This is a genomic window from Acidovorax sp. SRI_002 (genome assembly GCF_057586455.1).
This window is the reverse complement of record NZ_JBYCZW010000005.1, coordinates 114,745-134,037: the sequence shown is the minus strand read 5'-3', so window position 1 is coordinate 134,037 and position 19,293 is coordinate 114,745. Positions and strand designations below refer to the sequence as shown.

The 19,293-nt window shown below is 61.9% G+C and carries 21 protein-coding genes; 14 read left to right on the top strand and 7 right to left on the bottom strand.

Annotation, left to right across the window (positions count from 1 at the left end; all coding sequences use genetic code 11):
* The first annotated feature begins 211 nt into the window (after window positions 1-211).
* Window positions 212-640: a hypothetical protein gene (locus tag AC2YJX_RS14705; RefSeq protein WP_487256434.1), complete on the top strand. Its 429-nt coding sequence runs from the start codon at window positions 212-214 to the stop codon at window positions 638-640.
* A gap of 227 nt (window positions 641-867) precedes the next feature.
* Here AC2YJX_RS14705 and AC2YJX_RS14700 read toward each other — a convergent pair whose 3' ends face one another.
* Both AC2YJX_RS14700 and AC2YJX_RS14695 read right to left on the bottom strand, forming a co-directional pair.
* Window positions 868-1,566, bottom strand: coding sequence for a LysR substrate-binding domain-containing protein (locus AC2YJX_RS14700; RefSeq protein WP_487256433.1), 699 nt, complete (start codon window positions 1,564-1,566; stop codon window positions 868-870).
* 138 nt (window positions 1,567-1,704) lie between these two features.
* Window positions 1,705-2,148, bottom strand: coding sequence for a universal stress protein (locus tag AC2YJX_RS14695; protein WP_055395188.1), 444 nt, complete (start codon window positions 2,146-2,148; stop codon window positions 1,705-1,707).
* A gap of 107 nt (window positions 2,149-2,255) precedes the next feature.
* Here AC2YJX_RS14695 and AC2YJX_RS14690 point away from each other — a divergent pair, with 107 nt between their 5' ends.
* The 9 genes from AC2YJX_RS14690 to AC2YJX_RS14650 all read left to right on the top strand — a co-directional run bounded on the left by AC2YJX_RS14690 (window position 2,256) and on the right by AC2YJX_RS14650 (window position 10,313).
* Window positions 2,256-4,697 (top strand): heavy metal translocating P-type ATPase, encoded by a 2,442-nt coding sequence (locus AC2YJX_RS14690; RefSeq protein WP_233573565.1) that lies wholly within the window; start codon window positions 2,256-2,258, stop codon window positions 4,695-4,697.
* Window positions 4,697-4,834 carry a cbb3-type cytochrome oxidase assembly protein CcoS gene (gene ccoS, locus AC2YJX_RS14685; RefSeq protein WP_008906189.1) on the top strand — a complete coding sequence of 46 codons (138 nt, stop codon included), beginning with the start codon at window positions 4,697-4,699 and terminating at the stop codon, window positions 4,832-4,834. Before AC2YJX_RS14690 ends, ccoS begins: the two co-directional genes overlap by 1 nt.
* Window positions 4,835-4,898: 64 nt before the next feature.
* Window positions 4,899-6,338 (top strand): cytochrome-c oxidase, cbb3-type subunit I, encoded by a 1,440-nt coding sequence (gene ccoN / locus AC2YJX_RS14680; RefSeq protein WP_055395190.1) that lies wholly within the window; start codon window positions 4,899-4,901, stop codon window positions 6,336-6,338.
* 17 nt (window positions 6,339-6,355) lie between these two features.
* Entirely contained in the window at window positions 6,356-6,988 is a 633-nt protein-coding gene (gene ccoO, locus AC2YJX_RS14675) for a cytochrome-c oxidase, cbb3-type subunit II (protein WP_487256432.1), read from the top strand.
* A 13-nt stretch (window positions 6,989-7,001) separates the two neighbouring features.
* A complete protein-coding gene (locus tag AC2YJX_RS14670; RefSeq protein ID WP_055395194.1) occupies window positions 7,002-7,139 on the top strand; it encodes a cbb3-type cytochrome oxidase subunit 3 in 138 nt (45 codons plus the stop codon).
* A 24-nt stretch (window positions 7,140-7,163) separates the two neighbouring features.
* Complete coding sequence (gene ccoP / locus AC2YJX_RS14665; RefSeq protein ID WP_055395196.1) at window positions 7,164-8,081, top strand: cytochrome-c oxidase, cbb3-type subunit III; 918 nt, start codon at window positions 7,164-7,166, stop codon at window positions 8,079-8,081.
* An 86-nt stretch (window positions 8,082-8,167) separates the two neighbouring features.
* Entirely contained in the window at window positions 8,168-9,613 is a 1,446-nt protein-coding gene (ccoG, locus tag AC2YJX_RS14660; RefSeq protein WP_055395199.1) for a cytochrome c oxidase accessory protein CcoG, read from the top strand.
* 73 nt (window positions 9,614-9,686) lie between these two features.
* Window positions 9,687-9,968 carry a FixH family protein gene (locus AC2YJX_RS14655; RefSeq protein ID WP_055395201.1) on the top strand — a complete coding sequence of 94 codons (282 nt, stop codon included), beginning with the start codon at window positions 9,687-9,689 and terminating at the stop codon, window positions 9,966-9,968.
* Window positions 9,969-10,019: 51 nt separating this feature from the next.
* The gene (locus tag AC2YJX_RS14650; protein ID WP_055395203.1) at window positions 10,020-10,313 is read left to right on the top strand and encodes a hypothetical protein; all 294 of its coding nucleotides are present in this window, start codon (window positions 10,020-10,022) and stop codon (window positions 10,311-10,313) included.
* 67 nt (window positions 10,314-10,380) lie between these two features.
* Here the strand turns inward: AC2YJX_RS14650 and fnr are convergent, their stop codons facing one another.
* Window positions 10,381-11,103: a fumarate/nitrate reduction transcriptional regulator Fnr gene (fnr, locus tag AC2YJX_RS14645; RefSeq protein ID WP_218299410.1), complete on the bottom strand. Its 723-nt coding sequence runs from the start codon at window positions 11,101-11,103 to the stop codon at window positions 10,381-10,383.
* Between the two features lie 187 nt (window positions 11,104-11,290).
* Here fnr and hemN point away from each other — a divergent pair, with 187 nt between their 5' ends.
* Both hemN and AC2YJX_RS14635 read left to right on the top strand, forming a co-directional pair.
* Window positions 11,291-12,673 carry an oxygen-independent coproporphyrinogen III oxidase gene (gene hemN / locus AC2YJX_RS14640; RefSeq protein ID WP_055395207.1) on the top strand — a complete coding sequence of 461 codons (1,383 nt, stop codon included), beginning with the start codon at window positions 11,291-11,293 and terminating at the stop codon, window positions 12,671-12,673.
* A 5-nt stretch (window positions 12,674-12,678) separates the two neighbouring features.
* Entirely contained in the window at window positions 12,679-13,437 is a 759-nt protein-coding gene (locus AC2YJX_RS14635) for a sulfite exporter TauE/SafE family protein (RefSeq protein ID WP_487256431.1), read from the top strand.
* Window positions 13,438-13,515: 78 nt separating this feature from the next.
* Here AC2YJX_RS14635 and AC2YJX_RS14630 read toward each other — a convergent pair whose 3' ends face one another.
* A complete protein-coding gene (locus AC2YJX_RS14630) occupies window positions 13,516-13,647 on the bottom strand; it encodes a hypothetical protein (protein WP_487256430.1) in 132 nt (43 codons plus the stop codon).
* A gap of 10 nt (window positions 13,648-13,657) precedes the next feature.
* Between AC2YJX_RS14630 and AC2YJX_RS14625 the strand changes: the two genes are divergently transcribed.
* Together AC2YJX_RS14625 and AC2YJX_RS14620 are read left to right on the top strand one after the other, a co-directional pair.
* Window positions 13,658-14,956, top strand: coding sequence for an HD-GYP domain-containing protein (locus tag AC2YJX_RS14625; protein WP_487256429.1), 1,299 nt, complete (start codon window positions 13,658-13,660; stop codon window positions 14,954-14,956).
* Window positions 14,953-17,397, top strand: a complete 2,445-nt coding sequence (locus AC2YJX_RS14620; RefSeq protein ID WP_487256428.1) for an EAL domain-containing protein — start codon at window positions 14,953-14,955, stop codon at window positions 17,395-17,397. The genes AC2YJX_RS14625 and AC2YJX_RS14620 overlap by 4 nt, the downstream gene beginning before the upstream one ends.
* Before the next feature lie 54 nt (window positions 17,398-17,451).
* On the opposite strand, the gene AC2YJX_RS14615 is transcribed toward AC2YJX_RS14620, so the two are convergent.
* The 3 genes from AC2YJX_RS14615 to AC2YJX_RS14605 all read right to left on the bottom strand — a co-directional run bounded on the left by AC2YJX_RS14615 (window position 17,452) and on the right by AC2YJX_RS14605 (window position 19,265).
* Window positions 17,452-18,267: a sulfite exporter TauE/SafE family protein gene (locus tag AC2YJX_RS14615; protein ID WP_055395215.1), complete on the bottom strand. Its 816-nt coding sequence runs from the start codon at window positions 18,265-18,267 to the stop codon at window positions 17,452-17,454.
* A 399-nt stretch (window positions 18,268-18,666) separates the two neighbouring features.
* On the bottom strand, window positions 18,667-19,038 hold the full coding sequence (locus tag AC2YJX_RS14610; protein WP_487256427.1) for a cell division protein ZapA: 372 nt from the start codon (window positions 19,036-19,038) through the stop codon (window positions 18,667-18,669).
* Window positions 19,035-19,265 (bottom strand): hypothetical protein, encoded by a 231-nt coding sequence (locus AC2YJX_RS14605; RefSeq protein WP_055395219.1) that lies wholly within the window; start codon window positions 19,263-19,265, stop codon window positions 19,035-19,037. Before AC2YJX_RS14605 ends, AC2YJX_RS14610 begins: the two co-directional genes overlap by 4 nt.
* Between the last annotated feature and the right edge of the window lie 28 nt (window positions 19,266-19,293).

Here is a 19,293-nt window from a genome sequence, read left to right as displayed (position 1 = left end):
GCGCTGAGATGTTCAGGAAGTGCTTGAGAAGTTCGATATGGAAATGCCTTGTCAGCTTCGACTGGTTCGAGCGTTGTCCTCTAAATCTTGTCAGCCCGCGTCAGAGTCCATGGCCATAGCCCACAACCTTTGTCGGTACGCCTGATGTTCATATGACGCTTTGTGGCCTTGGGCCTCTAAGCGCCTCTCGTGTCAACTTTGGGCCACACAGTTGAATCGCCGCATCCTCTCCATCCCCCTCGGAATCGCCCTGATCGCGATCATCGGAGCATCACTCGCCCCTATTTTTCTGACTCCGAAAGTTTCACCGTGCGCCTACCTCAGCGCACCGGTGCGGTTTCTCAAAATTGATAGCCGCCCGGTGAAAGTAAATCGAGGCACTCGCCCGTTCCCAGTGGTGGAATACAGCTACGTCGTTTCCGGCAAGAGCTATACCAGCACCAAGATGTTTTGCTCAGAAAGCGATGGGTTCAAAGCGAATTGGTCCAAGGTCGACCGCTTCTTTCACGTTGCCAAAAATGGGGGTGAAATTGTGGCTTGGTTTCCACCGTTTTCCCCCGAGTCGGCGTGCATCTCCATCGATGCGGAGTTCGACTACTCCGTGGTGTCAAGCACCTCTTCTCAGTGCCGGGCGAATTGAGGCCTGCCCTTGGCTGGGTGAGGGGGCTTCCCGGCATCGGGTGGTGATGCTGCCGACTCCTTCGTGTTGGAGTTTGGTGATGCAAGAAGTGTTTGCTATTTAATTGATAGCTTGTTGCGCTTTATCTATAAGCGCTAGAGCCTGGTTTTTGCGAAGCAGACTGTTCGCACAAAAACCGGCGGTGCCAGCACACGCAGGTTCACCAGCGCACAGGCCTCATCACCCCACTACGGCAGCGGCAGTAGTGACGGTGTTGGCTTCACCACGCCTTGCTGTGGCGCACAAAAGATGCATTCCGGCCCCGCCTCTGTAGTCGCAGGCGCAGCAGCCCCTTCCGCATGGTTGCAGCAGTGCTCCAGCCACCCGGCCACCAGCCGGTACACCGAAATTTTGGTGCGGGCCGTGGGCGCGCAGAGGTAGTAGCCCAGCGGACTGTCAAAGCGGTCTTTCAGGGGCTCGACTAGCGTACCTGCCTGTAGTTCGTCCTCCACCAAACAGGTGGGCACGATGCTCACACCAAAGCCTGAGACTGCTGCCCGGATGATGAGCGAGTAAAGGTTGAAGCCCAGCCCGAAGCGGCTGGCGCTGGTGTCCAGGCGATGTGCTTCCAACCAGTCTTGCCAGGCCAGGGGCACCTCGATGTGTTGCAGCAGCGTGGCGCGCACCAAGTCTTCCGGAGTGTGCAGGGGCAGGGCGTCGCGCAGTTGGGGATTGCAGACGATGCAGGTCTCTTTGCCGATCAGATAGCGCGCATTGGCGCTGGGCCAGTTGCCGTAGCCGTACTGGATGGCAGCGTCGAACTCGTGCGGCGTCGCAAAGTCGTGCGCGTGCTGGTAACGCACAAAGTTCAGCGACACCTGTGGCAACGTGCGCTTGAAGTGGCCCAGGCGCGGAAACAGCCACGGCACCCCAAATTGGGCAAGCACGAGGCGCCGAACATTTGGACGGGAATGAAAAAAACACCGAGCGGGTGTCTAGCCTTCTCGGTGTTTTGCTATGTATTTAATAGCTTTTAGCGCTTTATGGATAAGCGCTAGAGCCTGTTTTTATGCTTGAATTCGTGCTTAACGCAGCACAAGCACAGGGATGTGCGAGTGCGTCAGCACATGCTGCGTCTCGCTGCCCAGCAGCAGGCGCTTGAGACCCTTGCGGCCGTGCGATGCCATCACGATCAAGTCGCACTTGTGCTTCTTGGCGGCCGAGATGATGGCTTCGGCCACGAGGTCGGACTTGGCGATGACGGCCTTGACTGCCACGCCTTGGGCGTCGCCTTGGGCCTTCACGCCATCGACCATGGCCTGTGCCGCATCGCCCCATTGGGTTTCGATGCGCTTGACGTCGTTGGTATCGACGGGCATGCCGCCCTCGAAGTAACTGCGGGGGTAGCGGGGCACCACCTTGAGGGCCACGGCAGAGGCGCCGGTGAGCGCGGCCAGCGACAGTCCGTGTTCCACGGCCTTGTCGGAAAGGGGTGAGCCGTCCGTTGCGATCAGGATGCGTTTGTACATAAAGGTCTCCTCAAAGTGATGGAACAAGCTTAGGATGAATCATGTTCTGGGACTTGATGCAGGTCAATGTACCTGTCATGCCCGAACGATAGGCTTGAACCATGTCAATGTTTCGACCCGGTGCGCCGGCCTCCTCCCCGGCACATCCGCCCGATGCTGTTTCCAATGCGGAGCCTGCCGCGCACGCCGTGCTGCTGGACGACCCGCAGGAGTGGTCGGCGTTCGGTCGGCCTGTGGGGCCAACGGGCCAGGCTGCCGAAGATCCCGCCAGCTGTGCCTGGGACTCCCAGGTGGTGCTGGACGGCATGCACTGCGCGGCCTGTGCCCTCACCATCGAAGATGCCCTGCGCAGCGTGCCCGGCGTGCTGCAGGCGGATGTGAGCGCTGCCACGCGCCGTGCGCGCGTGGTGTGGCAGCCCTCCCAGGTGCAGCCCTCGCAGTGGATGGACGCTGTGCACAAGGCAGGCTACCGCGCCATGCCCGCCATGGATGCCTTTGCGCGCGAGCAGCGCCAGCGTGAGAACCGCCGCGCGCTGTGGCGCTGGCTGGTGGCAGGCTTTTGCATGATGCAGGTGATGATGTACGCGTGGCCCGCGTACGTGGCGCAACCTGGCGACCTGACGGGCGAGATGGAGCAGTTGCTGCGCTGGGCCTCGTGGGTCATCACGCTGCCCATGGTGGTGTTCTCGTGTGGGCCGTTCTTCAGCAGTGCGCTGCGCGATATTCGCCTGCGCCGCGTCAGCATGGACCTGCCCGTGGCGCTGGGCATGGCCATTACCTTTGTGGTGAGCACGGCGGGCACCTTCGACCCTGCAGGCATCTTTGGCAAGGAGGTGTACTACGACTCGCTGACGATGTTTGTTTTCTTCCTGCTCACGGGCCGCTGGCTGGAGCTGCGCCTGCGCGACCGCACTGCCGGTGCGCTGGAAGCTGTGATGAACCGCCTGCCCGACAGCGTGGAGCGGCGCACTGCCGATGGCAGCTTTGTGCGCGTGGCCACGCGCCGTGTGGTGGCGGGAGACACCATTCGTGTGCTGCCGGGCGAGGCGTTTCCGGCCGATGGGCGCATTACGCTGGGCAGCACGCACGCCGATGAATCCCTGCTGACGGGCGAGTCCACCCCCGTGGCGCGCCCCGTGGGCAGCACGGTCACGGCGGGCAGCTACAACCTGCAGGCGCCGGTGGAGGTGCATGTGGAAGGCACGGGCGGGCAGACCCGCTTTGCGCAGATCGTGGCGCTGATGGAAAGCGCGTCGCTGCAAAAGCCACGCCTTGCCCAATTGGCGGATCGCATTGCGCGGCCGTTTCTGGTGGCGGTGCTCGTGGCAGCGGGCCTGGCTGCGGTGTACTGGTGGCCGTCCGACCCGGGGCATGCCTTGATGGTGGCGGTGGCTGTGCTCATCGTCACCTGCCCCTGCGCGCTGTCGCTGGCCACGCCGGTGGCCATGCTCACCGCCGCTGGCACGCTGGCGCGCCATGGTGTGCTGGTGCGCAACCTGCAGGGGCTGGAGGCGCTGGCCCATGTGGACACCGTGGTGTTCGACAAGACCGGCACGCTCACGCGGGACGGCATGGCCTTGCAGGCCGTACACACCGCCCATGGATGGAGCACGGAAGAGGTGTTGGCTATGGCGGCGTCTCTGGCGCGCCACTCGATGCATCCTGCATCGCGAGCCGTGGTAGCTGCGGCTGCTGCGCTGGATGATGGTCGCTGGGCGGTGACCGATCTGCAGGAAGAAGCCGGGCAGGGCCTGGTGGCCAGGGTGCACGACAGATTGGGGGCCGGACAGCCCGCGCGCCAGGTCCGGCTGGGGTCTGCGCACCATGCCGGCGTGGCGCCTGAAGAAGCGGGGTCGGCGCTGCAGGTGGTGCTGTCGGAGCAGCATGTCAGCGGCGCAGTGTCCGAGCTGGCCCGTTTCGATCTGGTGGAGGACCTGCGCACAGAGGCACCCGCTGTAGTGGCTGCGTTGGAGCAGGGCGGCGTGGCGGTGCAACTGCTGTCGGGCGACCGCGTGGGCGCGGTGCAACGTGTGGCGGCGCAAGCGGGCATTGCCCAGGCGGCGGGCGAGTGCACGCCCCAGGGCAAGCTGGCTGCGTTGCAGTCCTTGCAGGCCGGTGGCCACCAGGTGGCCATGGTGGGCGATGGGCTGAACGATGGCCCGGTGCTGGCAGGGGCCCATGTGTCGTTTGCATTTGGCCGTGCGGTGCCGCTGGCGCAGTCGCAGGCCGATTTTGTGGTGCTGGGCGACAGCCTGGCGCTGGTGCCACAGACCGTGCTGCTGGCGCGCCGTACCTTGCGTGTGGTGCGCCAGAACCTGTGGTGGGCTGCGGGCTACAACGCGTTGTGTGTTCCGCTGGCGGTGGTGGGCTGGATGCCAGCCTGGTTGGCCGGGCTGGGCATGGCGCTCAGCTCGTTGCTGGTGGTGCTCAACGCCGCGCGCCTTGCGCGCGACCTGCCGGCTTTGCCTGCGCAAGGCGAAGACCTGCGGCCACAACAGGGCGCTGTGCCGATTGATATCTCAAAAACAAGCTGGCTGGAGGCTGCCTGATGGACATTCTTTATCTGCTGATTCCACTGTCCGTGGTGCTGGTGCTGATGATTCTGGCGGGCCTGTGGTGGGCGGTCTACCACGGCCAGTTCGAGAGTGTCGAGCAAGAGGGAGAGCGGATTCTCCGAGACGGTTGACTTGTGTCAATGCCCAAAAAAGCTGACTGCAACAAACTCTTACTGCATTACAAAGAGGTGCCCGATGGATTCTCCAAAAACAAATGCTGCGCACTACAACGATACAGTGGTGCGGCAGTTTTCTATCCTGGCCGTGGTTGTGGGGGTGGTTGGCATGCTGGTGGGCGTCATCATCGCCGCCCAGCTTGCCTGGCCTGAACTCAACTTTGGCATTCCGTGGCTCAGTTATGGCCGCTTGCGACCCTTGCACACCAATGCGGTGATCTTTGGGTTTGGTGGCAGTGCGCTGTTCGCCACCAGTTACTACGTGGTGCAACGCACCTGCCAGGTTCGCCTGTTTGCCGGGCCCCTGGCGGCCTTCACCTTCTGGGGATGGGTGCTGGTCATTGCCGGGGCCGTCATCAGCCTGCCAATGGGCTACACCCAGGGCAAGGAATACGCTGAACTCGAATGGCCGATTGACATCCTGATCACGCTGGTATGGGTGTCCTATGCCATCGTGTTCTTTGGCACCATCGGTGTGCGCAAGGTCAAGCACATCTATGTGGCCAACTGGTTCTTTGGCGCGTTCATCCTGGCTGTGGCATTGCTGCACGTGGTCAACAGCGCTGCGATCCCGGCTGACCTCATGAAGAGCTACTCGGCCTACGCCGGTGTGCAGGATGCCATGGTGCAGTGGTGGTATGGCCACAACGCCGTGGGCTTCTTCCTGACCGCAGGCTTCCTGGGCATGATGTACTACTTCATCCCCAAGCAGGCGGGACGACCCGTGTATTCGTATCGCCTGTCGATCGTGCACTTCTGGGCCTTGATCTTCACCTACATGTGGGCCGGCCCTCACCACCTGCACTACACCGCGCTGCCTGACTGGACGCAATCGGTGGGCATGGTGTTCTCGCTGATCCTGCTGGCACCCAGCTGGGGCGGGATGATCAACGGCATCATGACCCTGTCGGGCGCATGGCACAAGCTGCGTGACGACCCCATCCTGCGTTTCCTGATCGTGTCGCTGTCGTTCTACGGCATGTCCACGTTCGAAGGTCCGATGATGTCCATCAAGACCGTCAACGCCCTGAGCCACTACACCGACTGGACCGTGGGCCACGTGCACTCTGGCGCGTTGGGCTGGGTGGGTCTGATCTCGATGGGCTCGCTGTACTACCTGGTGCCCCGACTGTTTGGCCGCGAAAAGATGCACTCCATCAAGGCCATTGAGCTGCACTTCTGGATGGCCACCATCGGCATCGTGCTGTACATCGCCGCGATGTGGATTGCCGGTGTGATGCAAGGCCTGATGTGGCGCGCCATCAACCCCGACGGCACGCTGACCTACACCTTTGTGGAAAGCGTGAAGGCGACCTATCCGTTCTATGTGATCCGCGTGGCCGGTGGCCTGCTGTATCTGGGTGGCATGTTGGTCATGGCCTGGAACGTGTGGATGACAGCGATCTCGGGCCGTTCGGTCAAGGTGGCGATTCCTGCCGTGAATGCGGCCCACGCCTGAGCCGAAGGAGATAACTCATGTCTAACAACAACCCATCGAATTCGACCGGCTTCTCCCATGAAAAGGTGGAAACCAACAACTTCCTGATGATCGTGCTGATCCTCCTGGTCATCGCCATCGGCGGCCTGGTAGAGATCGTGCCACTGTTCTTCCAGAAGTCCACAACCGAGGCGGTCAAGGGCGTGGAGCCTTACAGCGCCATGCAACTGGTGGGCCGCGACGTCTACATCCGTGAAGGTTGCTACAACTGCCACTCGCAGATGATCCGCCCCTTCCGCGCTGAAACCCTGCGCTATGGGCACTATTCGGTGGCGGGTGAGTTTGTGTACGACCACCCCTTCCAGTGGGGCAGCAAGCGCACAGGCCCCGACCTGCACCGCGTGGGAGGCAAGTACAGCGACGAATGGCACCGCATCCACCTGAACAACCCGCGTGATGTGGTGCCCGAATCGAACATGCCTGCCTACCCTTGGCTGGAGAAGAACGCCGTGGACCCCGCCAGCGTGGCGCCGCGCATGAAGGCCCTGCGCACTGTGGGTGTGCCGTACACCGACGAACAGATCGCTGCGTCTGCCGCTGATGTCAAGGGCAAGACGGAGATGGAAGCGCTGATTGCGTACCTGCAAGTCATGGGCCGCGCGCTCAAGTAAAGGAGATATCCCCATGGACATCACCACCATGCGCATTGTGGCCACGCTGGCTTCAATGGCCTGTTTCATTGGCATCTGGGTCTGGGCCTATCGAGGCCGCAACAAGGCCCGGTTCGACGAGGCCGCCCAGCTGCCTTTCGAGCAAGATTGACCTTCACCAGAACGAGAACACCCCATGAGTGACTTCACCAGCAATTTCTGGTCGGTCTTTGTGACCACGCTGACCCTGGTCGGCATCATCGCCTGCGGCATTCTGCTTTGGATGGCAGGCCGCAAGAAGGTGATGGCCACGTCCGACAACACTACCGGCCACGTCTGGGACGAAGACCTGGTCGAGATGAACAACCCCCTGCCACGCTGGTGGGTGTGGCTGTTTGTCATCACCATCATCTTCGGCCTGGGCTACCTGGCCGCCTATCCAGGCCTGGGCAGCTTTTCCGGCAAGCTCAACTGGACACAGAAGGGCGAATACGAGGCTGAGATGGCCAAGGCCAAGGCCGAGCTGGAGCCGCTGTATGCCCGGTTTGCCTCGATGAAGCCGGAAGACATTGCCAAGGATCCTCAGGCCCAGGCCATTGGCGAGCGCCTGTTCATGAACAACTGCGCGCAGTGCCATGGCTCGGACGCCCGGGGTAGCAAGGGTTTCCCCAATCTGGCTGATGGCGATTGGTTGCATGGCGGTGCACCCGAGAAGATCCGTGAAACCATCGAGAAGGGCCGTATCGGCAACATGCCTCCCATGGCTGCCGCAGTGGGCTCCCCCGAAGATGTGCGCAATCTCTCGCACTATGTGCTGAGTCTTTCGGGCAGCCCGCATGACTCGCTGCGTGCTTCGTTGGGCAAGTCCAAGTTCACGGCGTGTGCAGCCTGCCACGGAATGGACGGCAAGGGTAATCAGGCACTGGGTGCCCCCAACCTGACCGACGACATCTGGCTGCATGGCTGGGGCGAGGCGGCCATCACTGCCATGGTCAACAACGGCAAGGTCAACCAGATGCCCGCCCAGGCGGACAAGCTGACAGAAGCGCAGATCGGTGTGCTGTCGGCCTATGTCTGGGGCTTGTCGAACGGCACCCAGGCCGCTGCACGCTGAGCCTTGGCCATTTGGAGCAGTGCCCAGGCACTGCTCCAGGGGGCAGCGCAAACTGAGAACCACGAAGCAAACGGACCGATACCATCATGAACCCACCCAGCGAGCCTGCTCGCAAGGTCATCCCGATAGCGCCGGTTGCGTCCGATGCCTCATCGCAGGGCGAGATTGTTTCCCTGTACGAAGCGCAAAAGAAGATCTACCCGCGTTCCATCAGTGGCCTCTTCGCGCGTTGGCGCTGGGGTATGGTGTTTCTCACGCAGATCGTTTTCTACGGGCTGCCGTGGTTTGAATGGGGGCAGCGCCAGATGGTGCTGTTTGACCTGGGGGCTCGGCGGTTCTACATCTTCGGCCTGGTTCTGTACCCCCAGGATTTCATCTATCTCACGGGCCTGCTCATTATCTCGGCGTTGTCGCTGTTCCTGTTTACGGCGGTGGCGGGGCGGCTTTGGTGTGGATTTGCGTGCCCGCAAACGGTCTACACCGAAATGTTCATGTGGATCGAGCACAAGATCGAAGGTGATCGCAGTGCACGGCTTCGGCTGGACAATGGGCCCTGGACCTTCGAGAAGGTTCGCAAGAAGTTTTTTAAGCAGGTCATCTGGATTGCCGTGGCGTTGTGGACGGGGTTCACGTTCGTGGGCTATTTCGTGCCCATCCGCGAACTCGGGGCAGAGCTGCTGGCGGTGCAGGGTGGCTGGCAGATTTTCTGGGTACTGTTCTATGGCTTTGCCACCTATGGCAATGCCGGCTATATGCGCGAACAGGTGTGCAAATACATGTGTCCCTATGCGCGCTTTCAGAGCGCCATGTTCGACAAGGACACGCTGATCGTTACCTACGACCCAGAACGCGGTGAGCAGCGTGGGCCGCGCAAGAAGAACATCGACTACAAGGCCCAGGGGTTGGGCGATTGCATTGACTGCTCGCTGTGTGTGCAGGTGTGCCCTGTGGGCATCGACATTCGCAAGGGCTTGCAGTACGAATGCATCGGCTGTGGCCTGTGCGTGGACGCCTGCAATACCGTGATGGACAAGATGCAGTATCCGCGCGGGCTCATCCGGTTTTCTACGCAGAATGGCGTGGCCAAACGGTGGAGTCAGTCGCAGATCCTGCGCCGTGTGCTGCGGCCACGAGTGCTGATATACAGCGCGGTTCTGGTGGCCCTGTGCGTAGGCATGATGGCCAGCCTTGTCACACGCACGCCTTTGAAGGTGGATGTGGTGCGTGATCGGGCGGCGCTGTCGCGCATCGTGGCGGGTGGAAAGCTGGAGAACATCTACCGCCTGCAGATCATGAACGCCACTGAAGGCCCCCAGCGCTATCGCATCAGTGTGCGTGGCCTTGAAGGGCTGGAAGTCGCTTCTGATGCCGAGGTGGACATCGGTGCGGCGGAGTCCCGGTGGGTGGCCGTCCGTCTGCAGATACCCTATGGATCAGCCCCTTCAGGATCACATGCCGTGCAGTTCGATGTGCAGGCCTTGGGCGCGGACGCCCATGTGAGCGAGAAATCCGTGTTTCTGGTGCCGCGATAACGCAGCGCGCGCCCGGGTGCAAGACCTTCGCGGGTCTTGCTTTGAGCAAGATAATTTTTGAGGAGTAAGCACCATGCCATCCAGTTCCGCCCTCGGCACTGCCCCTTCTGCCGCTGCACCCTGGTGGAGGTTTGGCCATGTGTGGCTGATCATCGCCGGTCCCGTGATCGTGATCATTGCAGGGTTTGTGACCCTGTGGCTCGCGATATCGCGCCCCGACCCTGTGGTCGCGGAAGATTATTACCGCCAGGGCATCGAGATCAACAAGACACTGGCCACCCCAGAAAAAAGCCTGTTGCCAGCCATGAAGGGCCGCAACCACGCTGCCACCCCGGTCCAGGACCAGCCGCGCTGAACCCACCTGGCCGGGCAGCATGCCTGCACGGCCTTACCAGGAGACAAACCAATGTGGATGCAACGCGTGATGTGGATTGCCTGGCCGGCCTTTTTGATGGCCGGTGTGATGGAAATGCTGGTTTTTGCGATGGTGGATCCGCAAGACCTGCACTGGTTTGGGCAGCCGTTGGCATTGTCACGGCAGGGCGTGTACACGCTGGCCTTTTTTGCGTTCTGGATGATCACGATGGCATCCAGCGCGTTGACCACGCTGCTGGCCATGTCACCGTTTGAACTTAACCGTTGCCCGGTTCCCGAAGGCGAGCGTCCCGATGACTGCCGCAAGACATCATCGTGCCCTTGAGCGGTAGTGCCACCTATTGGCAAAGGTAATGTGGTAAGGACTGCCAGGATGGCAGACGACAGCAGGTTCAGTGGCAGGCTTGCTGGTTGTTCACGATGCGCTTGAGGGCCTCGGTCTCCAGGATGCGCACATGGCGCTGCTTGACCTCGACAATGCCTTCTTCCACGAACTTGGAGAAGGTGCGGCTCACGGTTTCGAGCTTGAGGCCCAGGTAGCTACCGATCTCTTCGCGGGTCATGCGCAGCACGAGCTCGGACTGCGAGAACCCCCGGGCGTGCAGGCGCTGAACCAGGTTGAGCAGGAACGCGGCCAGGCGCTCCTCAGCGCGCATGCTGCCCAGGAGCAGCATCACGCCATGCTCGCGGACAATCTCGCGGCTCATGATCTTGTGCACATGGTGCTGCAATGCGGTGACTTCGCGGGACAGTTCTTCGATGCGGTCAAACGGCATGACGCAGACTTCCGCGTCTTCCAGGGCCACCGCATCGCAGGTGTGGTGGTCATTCACGATGCCATCAAGGCCGATGATCTCGCCTGCCATCTGAAAACCCGTGACCTGGTCACGCCCGTCTTCGGTGGCTACACATGTTTTGAAGAAGCCGGTTCGAATGGCATAGAGCGAGGTGAAGGATTCGCCGTTGCGGAAAAGGGTTCCACCGCGTTTGATCTTGCGGCGAACGGCAACGACCTCGTCAATGCGTTGCAGCTGTTCCTCGCTCAGCCCCACCGGCATGCACAGCTCGCGCAGGTTGCAGTTGGAGCAGGCGACTTTGATGGTGAGCGGGTTCATAGGCACAGAGGCTGGGTAAGGTTTGAGCATATCGCCCCATATGCCTAACAGGCTGGGCCTTTGGGTGCGGGTGGGCGACTGATGTGCATCAAATTGTCGCTGTTCGTCCCGGCCCATCACTTGATGCAGGTCAAGGACGTGGAGTGCAGCTTACGGCACAGTCGAAGTGTACGCAAGGAATTTGCCCATGACCGCTGTTTCGCCCGAGCTGCTGCGCCGTTTCGACGTGCCAGGGCCCCGTTATACCTCTTACCCAACAGCTGACCGTTTCGTCGAGGCCTTTGGGCAGGACGACTACGCGCTTGCCTTGGAGCAGCGCAGGCTGGGCTCCATGACGAAGGCCTTGCCGCTGTCTTTGTACGTGCACATCCCCTTTTGCGAGTCCCTGTGTTACTACTGCGCATGCAACAAGATCATCACCAAACACCATGATCGGGCAGAGGTGTACTTGCGGTATTTGAGCCGCGAGATTGACTTGCACACAGCACACTGCGGCACGGGGCAGGTGGTGAGCCAGCTTCACCTGGGTGGTGGCACGCCCACTTTTTTATCGGACGAGGGCTTGCGGGAGCTGATGGGCATGCTCAAACGCAGCTTTTCGTTGGCGCCGGGCGGGGAGTATTCGATTGAGGTGGACCCTCGCACCGTCAATGCGGACCGCCTTGCAGTGCTGGCGGAACTGGGGTTCAACCGACTGAGCTTTGGGGTGCAGGATTTCGATCCCGAGGTTCAAAAGGCTGTTCACCGCATACAGCCTGCCGAGCAGGTGTTTTCGCTGGTGGAGTCCGCACGTTCGCTGGGTTTTGAATCCATCAATGTGGATTTGATCTACGGCCTGCCTCGGCAGACGCCAGAGTCGTTTGACCGCACGCTGGCCCAGGTTACGCAGCTGCGGCCTGACCGTATCGCGTTGTACGCGTATGCCCATCTGCCAGAACGTTTCAAGCCTCAGCGCCGTATTGTTTCGGCCGAGTTGCCAGCGGCTGCAGGCAAGGTGTCGATGCTCTCCCGTTCGCTGGACGCCTTCATGGATGCTGGGTACGTGTATGTGGGCATGGACCACTTTGCATTGCCTGAGGATGCATTGGCAGTCGCCAAGCGCCAGGGGCGTCTGCACCGCAACTTCCAGGGCTACAGTACGCAACCTGATTGCGACCTGATCGGCCTGGGTGTGTCTGCGATTGGCCGTGTCGGAGCCACCTACAGCCAAAATGCCAAGACCCTGGATGAGTATTACGATTTTCTGAACCAGGGGCGCCTGCCCGTCGTTCGTGGGTTGGCCCTGACGCGCGACGATCTCGTGCGCCGCGCGGTCATCATGGCCTTGATGTGCCAAGGCGAGCTGTTGTTTGAGCCCATGGAGCAAGCGTGGTTGATCGACTTTCGCCACTACTTCTCTGCGGAGCTGGCGCAACTGGAAACCATGGCCGAGCAGGGGCTTGTGGTGGTGCGGCCCGATGGGGTCGAGGTCACTGCCATGGGCTGGTTCTTTGTGCGTGGCATTGCCATGGTCTTTGACCGTTACCTGCAGGCTGACCGCAACCGCGCCCGTTTTTCGCGCATCATCTGATCCTCATGATTGCTACGGTCGCCTCAACCGCCTTGCTGATGGGGCTCGTTGGCGGGTCCCATTGTTTGGCCATGTGTTCTGCGCCTTGTGGGGCATTGATCGGGCAGGGCGGTGTGGGCATGGCGTCCACAGCCGGTGGCGATGCGCAGCCACAGGCAACTCCCCCGACGGTGCAGACAGTGCAGTGGGTGCCCCGTGGCGGTGTCATTCGGCGCGCCGTCGCTTTTCATGCTGGCCGCTTGGCCGGGTACGCTGTGGCGGGTGGCTTGGCTGCATGGGCCATGGACAGCCTGGCATGGTTGACCCAGCAAACCGTGGCATTTCGCCCTGCGTGGACCCTGATGCATGTTGCGGTGATGGCGTGGGGTTTGATGATGGTGATCCAGGCGCGCCAGCCCCCGTGGGTAGAGCAGGCGGGCCGTACCGTATGGGCGCGTGTGCGGCCTCTGGTCAGTGCACCAGGCGGGGTTCTGGTTGCTGGTGGGCTTTGGGCCTTGATGCCCTGTGGCCTGCTCTACTCAGCGCTGCTCGTGGCTGCGCTGAGCGGAGGGCCTCTGGAAGGGGCGCTCAGCATGGCGCTTTTTGGCCTGGGCAGTGGTGTGTGGCTGGTGGGCGGGCCCTTGGTGTGGATTCGGCTGAAAGCAGGGGTCAATGCGAAACGTGCGGACTGGGGAACGCGCATCGCAGGAGGTTTGCTGTGCGCCGTGGCCAGCTGGGCACTCTGGATGGACCTGATCTACAAACCGTCGTTGTGGTGCCGCTAGCCAGCAGTTCCCCGATTTGCAAGCTGCGGTGCGACGGGGTTCGGGAGGCCTCGTAAATCCATGTCTATACAAGGGTGATCAACGCTTGCCCTTGGTGAGAAAGGCAAGTGTTGCCATGCCGCTGCGGCGCAGGCGCACTCCTTCGACAATACCCTCGATCTGGCGATAATCTGTGTAACTATTGGTGGCATTGACGTCGCCATGTTTCACACGCCTTGAAGTGAACTCCTCCATCCTCATCGACATCAGCCAACTGCGTGTCGGCATGTACATCCAGCTCGACGTGGGTTGGTTGCACCATCCGTTCCCGGTGAGCAGCTTTCGTGTGGCGGCAGCGGAGCAGATTGCCACCTTGCGTGAGCTGGGGCTCACCGAGGTGCGGTACTTTCCCAAAAAGAGCGATCCAGAACTGAGGGAACTCGTGCCTGCAGCCTGGAGTGTGCCGGAAATGAAGGCATCGTCTTCGAGTGCACCTGAGGCTGCGACAGCTACTGCCACGGTGGACCCAGAGGCGCAGCGCAGGCGTGAATTGCTGGAGGCCCAGAACCGGACGCTGGCGGCCTGCAATCAGCGGTTTGGGGAGGCCACGCGCCAATACCAGGCGCTGGAGCGTGTCGTCTCGGAGCACCCCGACCAGGCCCGTACCAAAGGCGAAACGCTGGTGTCAGGTTGCGTGGCCGAACTCCTGGAAAACGGTGATTCTGTCATCCGGCTGTTGTCGGAAGGGGTGGGCGAGCGCAATGCCCTGCACCCGATCAACGTGATGGTGATCTCTTTGCTGCTGGGCCGTGCGTTGGGCATGAAAAGTGCCGAGCTGCACGACCTTGGCATTGCCGCGCTGATTCATGATCTGGGCAAGCTCAAGCTGCCGCCGAATCTCAGGCAACCTACGCCCTCCATGATTCCGATGGAGCGTACGCGTTACGAGACCCATGTGGCTGAGTCCGTGACACTGGCCACGCGCATGGGGCTGCCCGAACCTGTGATTATCGCCGTTGCTCGGCACCATGAGATGGCCGATGGCAGTGGGTTTCCACTGCGGTTGTCGGGGTCCGATCTGGGGCGCGCGAGCCAGGTGCTCGCCCTCGTCAATCGCTACGATCGCATGTGCAATCCCGCCAATGGAGTGGATGCGCTCACACCCCACGAGGCTTTGTCGGTCATCTTTGCACAGCTCAAGGCGCGCTTCGATTCCGTGGTGCTCGGGGCGTTCATCCGCATGATGGGGGTGTACCCGCCGGGCTCCATCGTCCAGCTGGTGAACGACCGCTATGCGATTGTTGCCTCGGTCAACTCTTCGCGCCCGCTGCGGCCCAAGGTCATCGTCCATGACTCCCGGGTGCCCAAGGATGAGGCTCCTATTCTGGACCTGGAAACTGTGCCCGAGCTGGGTATCCGGCGCAGCCTCAAGCCTGCGCAACTGCCGCGCGATGCGCTGGACTACCTCTCTCCGCGGCAGCGTATCTGTTACTTTTTCGAGCGTGCGGTCAGCCCCGGTCCCGAAGAGGCAGGGTCGTGACCGTTTCGCAGTCCCACGGCTGGCTCGACGGATTACAGGAGGCCGTCTGGCTGGTCGATGAGACCAGTCTGCTCATCCTTCACGCGAATGCCGCCGCGCAGCGGCTGGTGGGCTTGCCTGTGGCCGAGATGGTGGGTACGCCCGTGTTGCGTCTGGCCTCCACACCGCAGGACATGGCGTTCTGGGGGGAGTCGGCCCAGGTGGTTGCAGATGGCATTCATTCCCACACCAGCCTTTTGCGCGCTGACGGCACCCTGGTTCCGGTCAATCGTCAGGTGACGCGCGTTCCTGCAGAGGTCGCTTCTGGCACGGTCTTCATGCTGACCATGCTGGATCGCAGTGTCCAGGAATCGACCGAGCGCGAGCTGGAAACTTTGCTGTCTGAGCTGCGCGCCACGCTGGATTCTGCCGCTGACGGCATGCTCGTGTGCAGCCTCGATGGCCGGGTGCGGGCTTTCAATCAGCGGCTTGCGCAACTGTGGAATATTCCGCGCGATTTGCTGGTGCGGCGCGACGATGCGGCTGTCTATGCGCACATGGAGGCCCAGGTTGAGGACGCACGTGCCTATGCGGAGCGTTTGGCTGCCATCGCCCGAGAGCCGATGCAGGAGAGCACCGACATTCTGGTGTTGCGAAATGGCTTGGTGCTGGAGTTGCGCACCGTGCCGCAGTTCAGCCAGGGGCGGCCCGTGGGGCGGGTGTATTCGTACCGGGACATCACCCGCCAGACCGAGATACAGGCCAGCCTGAGACTGGCCGCACGGGTGTTCGAGTCCAGCCTGGACGCCATCTTCATCGCCGACAGCCAGCACAGGGTCTTGCGCATGAACCCAGGCTGCGAGCGGCTGGTGGGGCCGTCTGCCAAATCGTTTGAAGGATGCCTGGCGGCGTCGTTGTTCGGTGGTGGGTCGGACGCGGCTTTCATGGAGCAGGTGCTGCAGGGGTGGGCCAAGGAGGGTTTCTGGGAAGGCGAGCTGTGGCTGCCCCGTGACAACGGCACCTATTGCGCAGTGCAGTTGTCATGGGTGGCGCTGCGCGACGACGAAGAGCGTCTGGTGCAGAGCATAGGCTTCATGCGGGATCTGACGCTGCAGCACGCCGCCCAGAAGCGCATTGAGGAGCTGGCCTACAGCGACGTACTCACGGGCCTGCCCAACCGTCTGCTGTTGTCGCAGCGTGTGGACACTGCCATCCAGGGGGCGCGCCAGAGCGACACGGGCTTTGCCATCCTGTTTCTGGATCTCGACCGCTTCAAGATCATCAATGACTCCCTCGGCCACCCTTTCGGTGACCGCGTGCTGCAACTGGTGGCCGAGCGCCTGCAGGCCTGCCTGCGCCAGACGGACATGTTGTGTCGACTGGGTGGCGATGAATTTGTCATCTACCTGCATGGCGGTGATGCCGTGGTGGCTGAGAGCGTGGCGCGCCGCATCCTGGACGACATGCTCAAGCCCTTCATGCTTGACGGCATGGGCTTCTCTATCCAGTGCAGCATTGGCATGGCGCTGTACCCACAGGACGGTGCGACGCTGGACGATCTCATCAAGCAGGCTGACACGGCCATGTACCGTGTCAAAGAGCGCGGTCGGGGTAGCTATGGCTTTTACCAGCCGCAGATGAATGCCAATCTGCTGTCTCGCATGCAGATGGAGCATGCGATGCGCCAGGCGCTGGGGCTTGACCGCATGGCAGTGCACTACCAACCACAGGTCAACATGGCCACCGGGCGCATCACGGGGGCCGAAGCGCTGATCCGCTGGACCGACCCGGAGTTCGGTGCAGTATCGCCTGGGCAGTTCATCCCCCTGGCGGAGGAGTCTGGCTACATCGTGACGCTGGGCGCGTGGGTCATGGAGCAGGCCGTGCGTGAGGCGGCGGTGTGGATGCACAGTGGCATGCCGATCATGATTTCGGTGAACGTGTCGGCGCTGGAGTTCCGGCAGCCTGATTTCGTGGACCGCATCACCCGGCTACTGGCGGTGCACCAGTTGCCGCCCACGCTGCTGGAGCTGGAGCTGACGGAAACCATCCTGCTGCAGGATGCACAGGAAATGGAGCAGCGCCTGCGTGTGCTCGCCGGGCTTGGCATTGGACTCGCCATCGACGATTTCGGCACCGGGTATTCCAGCCTGGCGTACCTGAAGAAGCTGCCGATCCACAAGCTCAAGATCGACCAGTCCTTTGTGCGTGGCCTGCCCGACGATGATGGAGACCGGGCCATCGTGAGTGCCATCATCAGCATGGGGCGTGCCATGCACATTGAGGTGGTGGCAGAGGGGGTGGAAACAGAAACCCAGCAGGCGGTGTTGTTGCAGATGCAGTGCGACCACTACCAGGGATTTCTCTGCGCGCCAGGGCTTCCTGCCCAGGAGTTTCGCGCCATGCTTGCCATGCCCTTGCCTTTGAAAGCGCGGGGCCGGCGCAGTTCTGTCCAGAACTGAGGCAACTTGGTGCTACGGCACCCCTCCGTAGCATGGAGGTCGGTCCAGAGACGCTTAAAACGCCGCGATGCCCTTCCAGAGCATGTACGCTGCCAGTCCGAACAACAGCGATGCGAATACACGCTTGAGCTGCTTGACTGGCAGGCTGTGTGCTGCTTTGGCGCCCAGTGGCGCGGTGAGCACGCTGCAGGTCGCTATCACGGCCAGGGCGGGGAGCCAGATGTAGCCCAGCGAGGCGGTTGGCAATCCCTCCACGTTCTGCCCTCCGATCACATAGCCCACCACGTTGGCCAGTGCGATGGGAAAACCCAGCGCCGCACTGGTGGCTACCGCGTTGTGGATGGGCACGTTGCACCAGGTCATGAATGGCACGCTCACGAACCCGCCACCAGCACCCACCAGGCCCGACAGGAATCCGATCACGCCACCTGCCGCCACCTGGCCTGCACCACCGGGCATCTGGCGCGTGGGGGCGGGTTTTTTGTCCAGAAACATCTGTGTGGCCGAAAAACTCACGAACAACGCGAAGAAGATGGCAAGGAACGAACCCTTGAGCAGCGCAAACACGCCCAGGCTCGCAATGAAACCACCGAGCACGATGCCAGGCGCCAGCCGCTTGACGATGTCCCAGCGCACGGCGCCGCGCTGGTGGTGGGCCCGCACACTGGAGATCGACGTGAACATGATGGTGGCCATCGAGGTGGCAATCGCCATCTTCACCGCCAGATCGGGTGCGACCTTTTGCGCGCCCAGGATGTAGGTCAAGAACGGGACCAGCAGCATCCCGCCGCCAATGCCCAGTAGGCCCGCCAGAAAACCTGTGGCCAGGCCCAGGACACCGAGTTCAACAATCAGCAGGGGATCGAGCATGGCGCGACGTCAGGCAAAGGGGTAGAAAGAGAAGAGGGAAGGCGGGGGGATGCCCTGTCGGAGATGCTGCAGCGTGGGATTGCGTGGACAGGGGCATGGGGAAGAAGGTGTCTGCGAATGCCACCGGACTCTCATCCTGAACCGGGGGTTCAGGTGGGCGAGGGCAGCCAAGCGTTGGGTTCATCTGACGCGAGATGATCACGCTCACCGGGCAATGTACCAAGCCCGAGCTCGTTGAGCATTGGTTCAAGGAAATATAAAGCCCGGCGGCTTCGCAGACACCGCCATTGTAGGCGCTGCCTGCACGGGTTGAGTGTCTGGGGCCATGTAAAGCCCGTAAGCTTTGAGGGGTGCAGATCGGGGGCAATCCGGCAGGCTTGGCGCTGTGCTGGGGGGCTGTCAAAGAAGGCGGCCGTCGTCGCCCAATGCCTGATCCAGGCGCTGCATCAGGGCATGAAGGCGCTGCTGGTCTTCGTCGGGTAGGAGGGTTTCCTGCGTACCCGTGCTGGCAGCGGTTGCGATGGTGGGGCTGGCCGTTTTGGCGGCGGCACCTGCTGCCAGGTCGGCAGCCTCGCGGTCGGCGATTTCGAAAGCCAGGTTCAAGGCCGCCAGCACCGCAATGCGTTCGCGGGCGCGGACCTTGCCCGCATCGCGGATGCGGATCATCGCGGTATCGACACGCTCCACAGCATCCAGCAGGCGGCTTTCGTGGCCCTCGGGGCAGGTCAGCAGGTAGCTTTGCTGCAGGATCTGCACCTCGATTTGCTTCATTCGGCTTCCTTGGTGACAGCGGCAGGGGCTGCGGCGGGCAGGCGCTCCAGCAGTGCATCCACGCGGGCGCGGGCGGCACTGAGGCGGGATTTGAGGGAGTCCCGTTCTTGCGTCAGCGCGGCCACCTGATCGGTCAGCAGCGCGTTGGTGCGTTGCAGTTCTGCGTGGCGCAGCAGCAGGCGGTCGACGCGCTCGGCGATCTGGTCAGTGGGGGACGGTGTTGCCATACAGCCCCCGATTGTAGGGTTGCAGGCT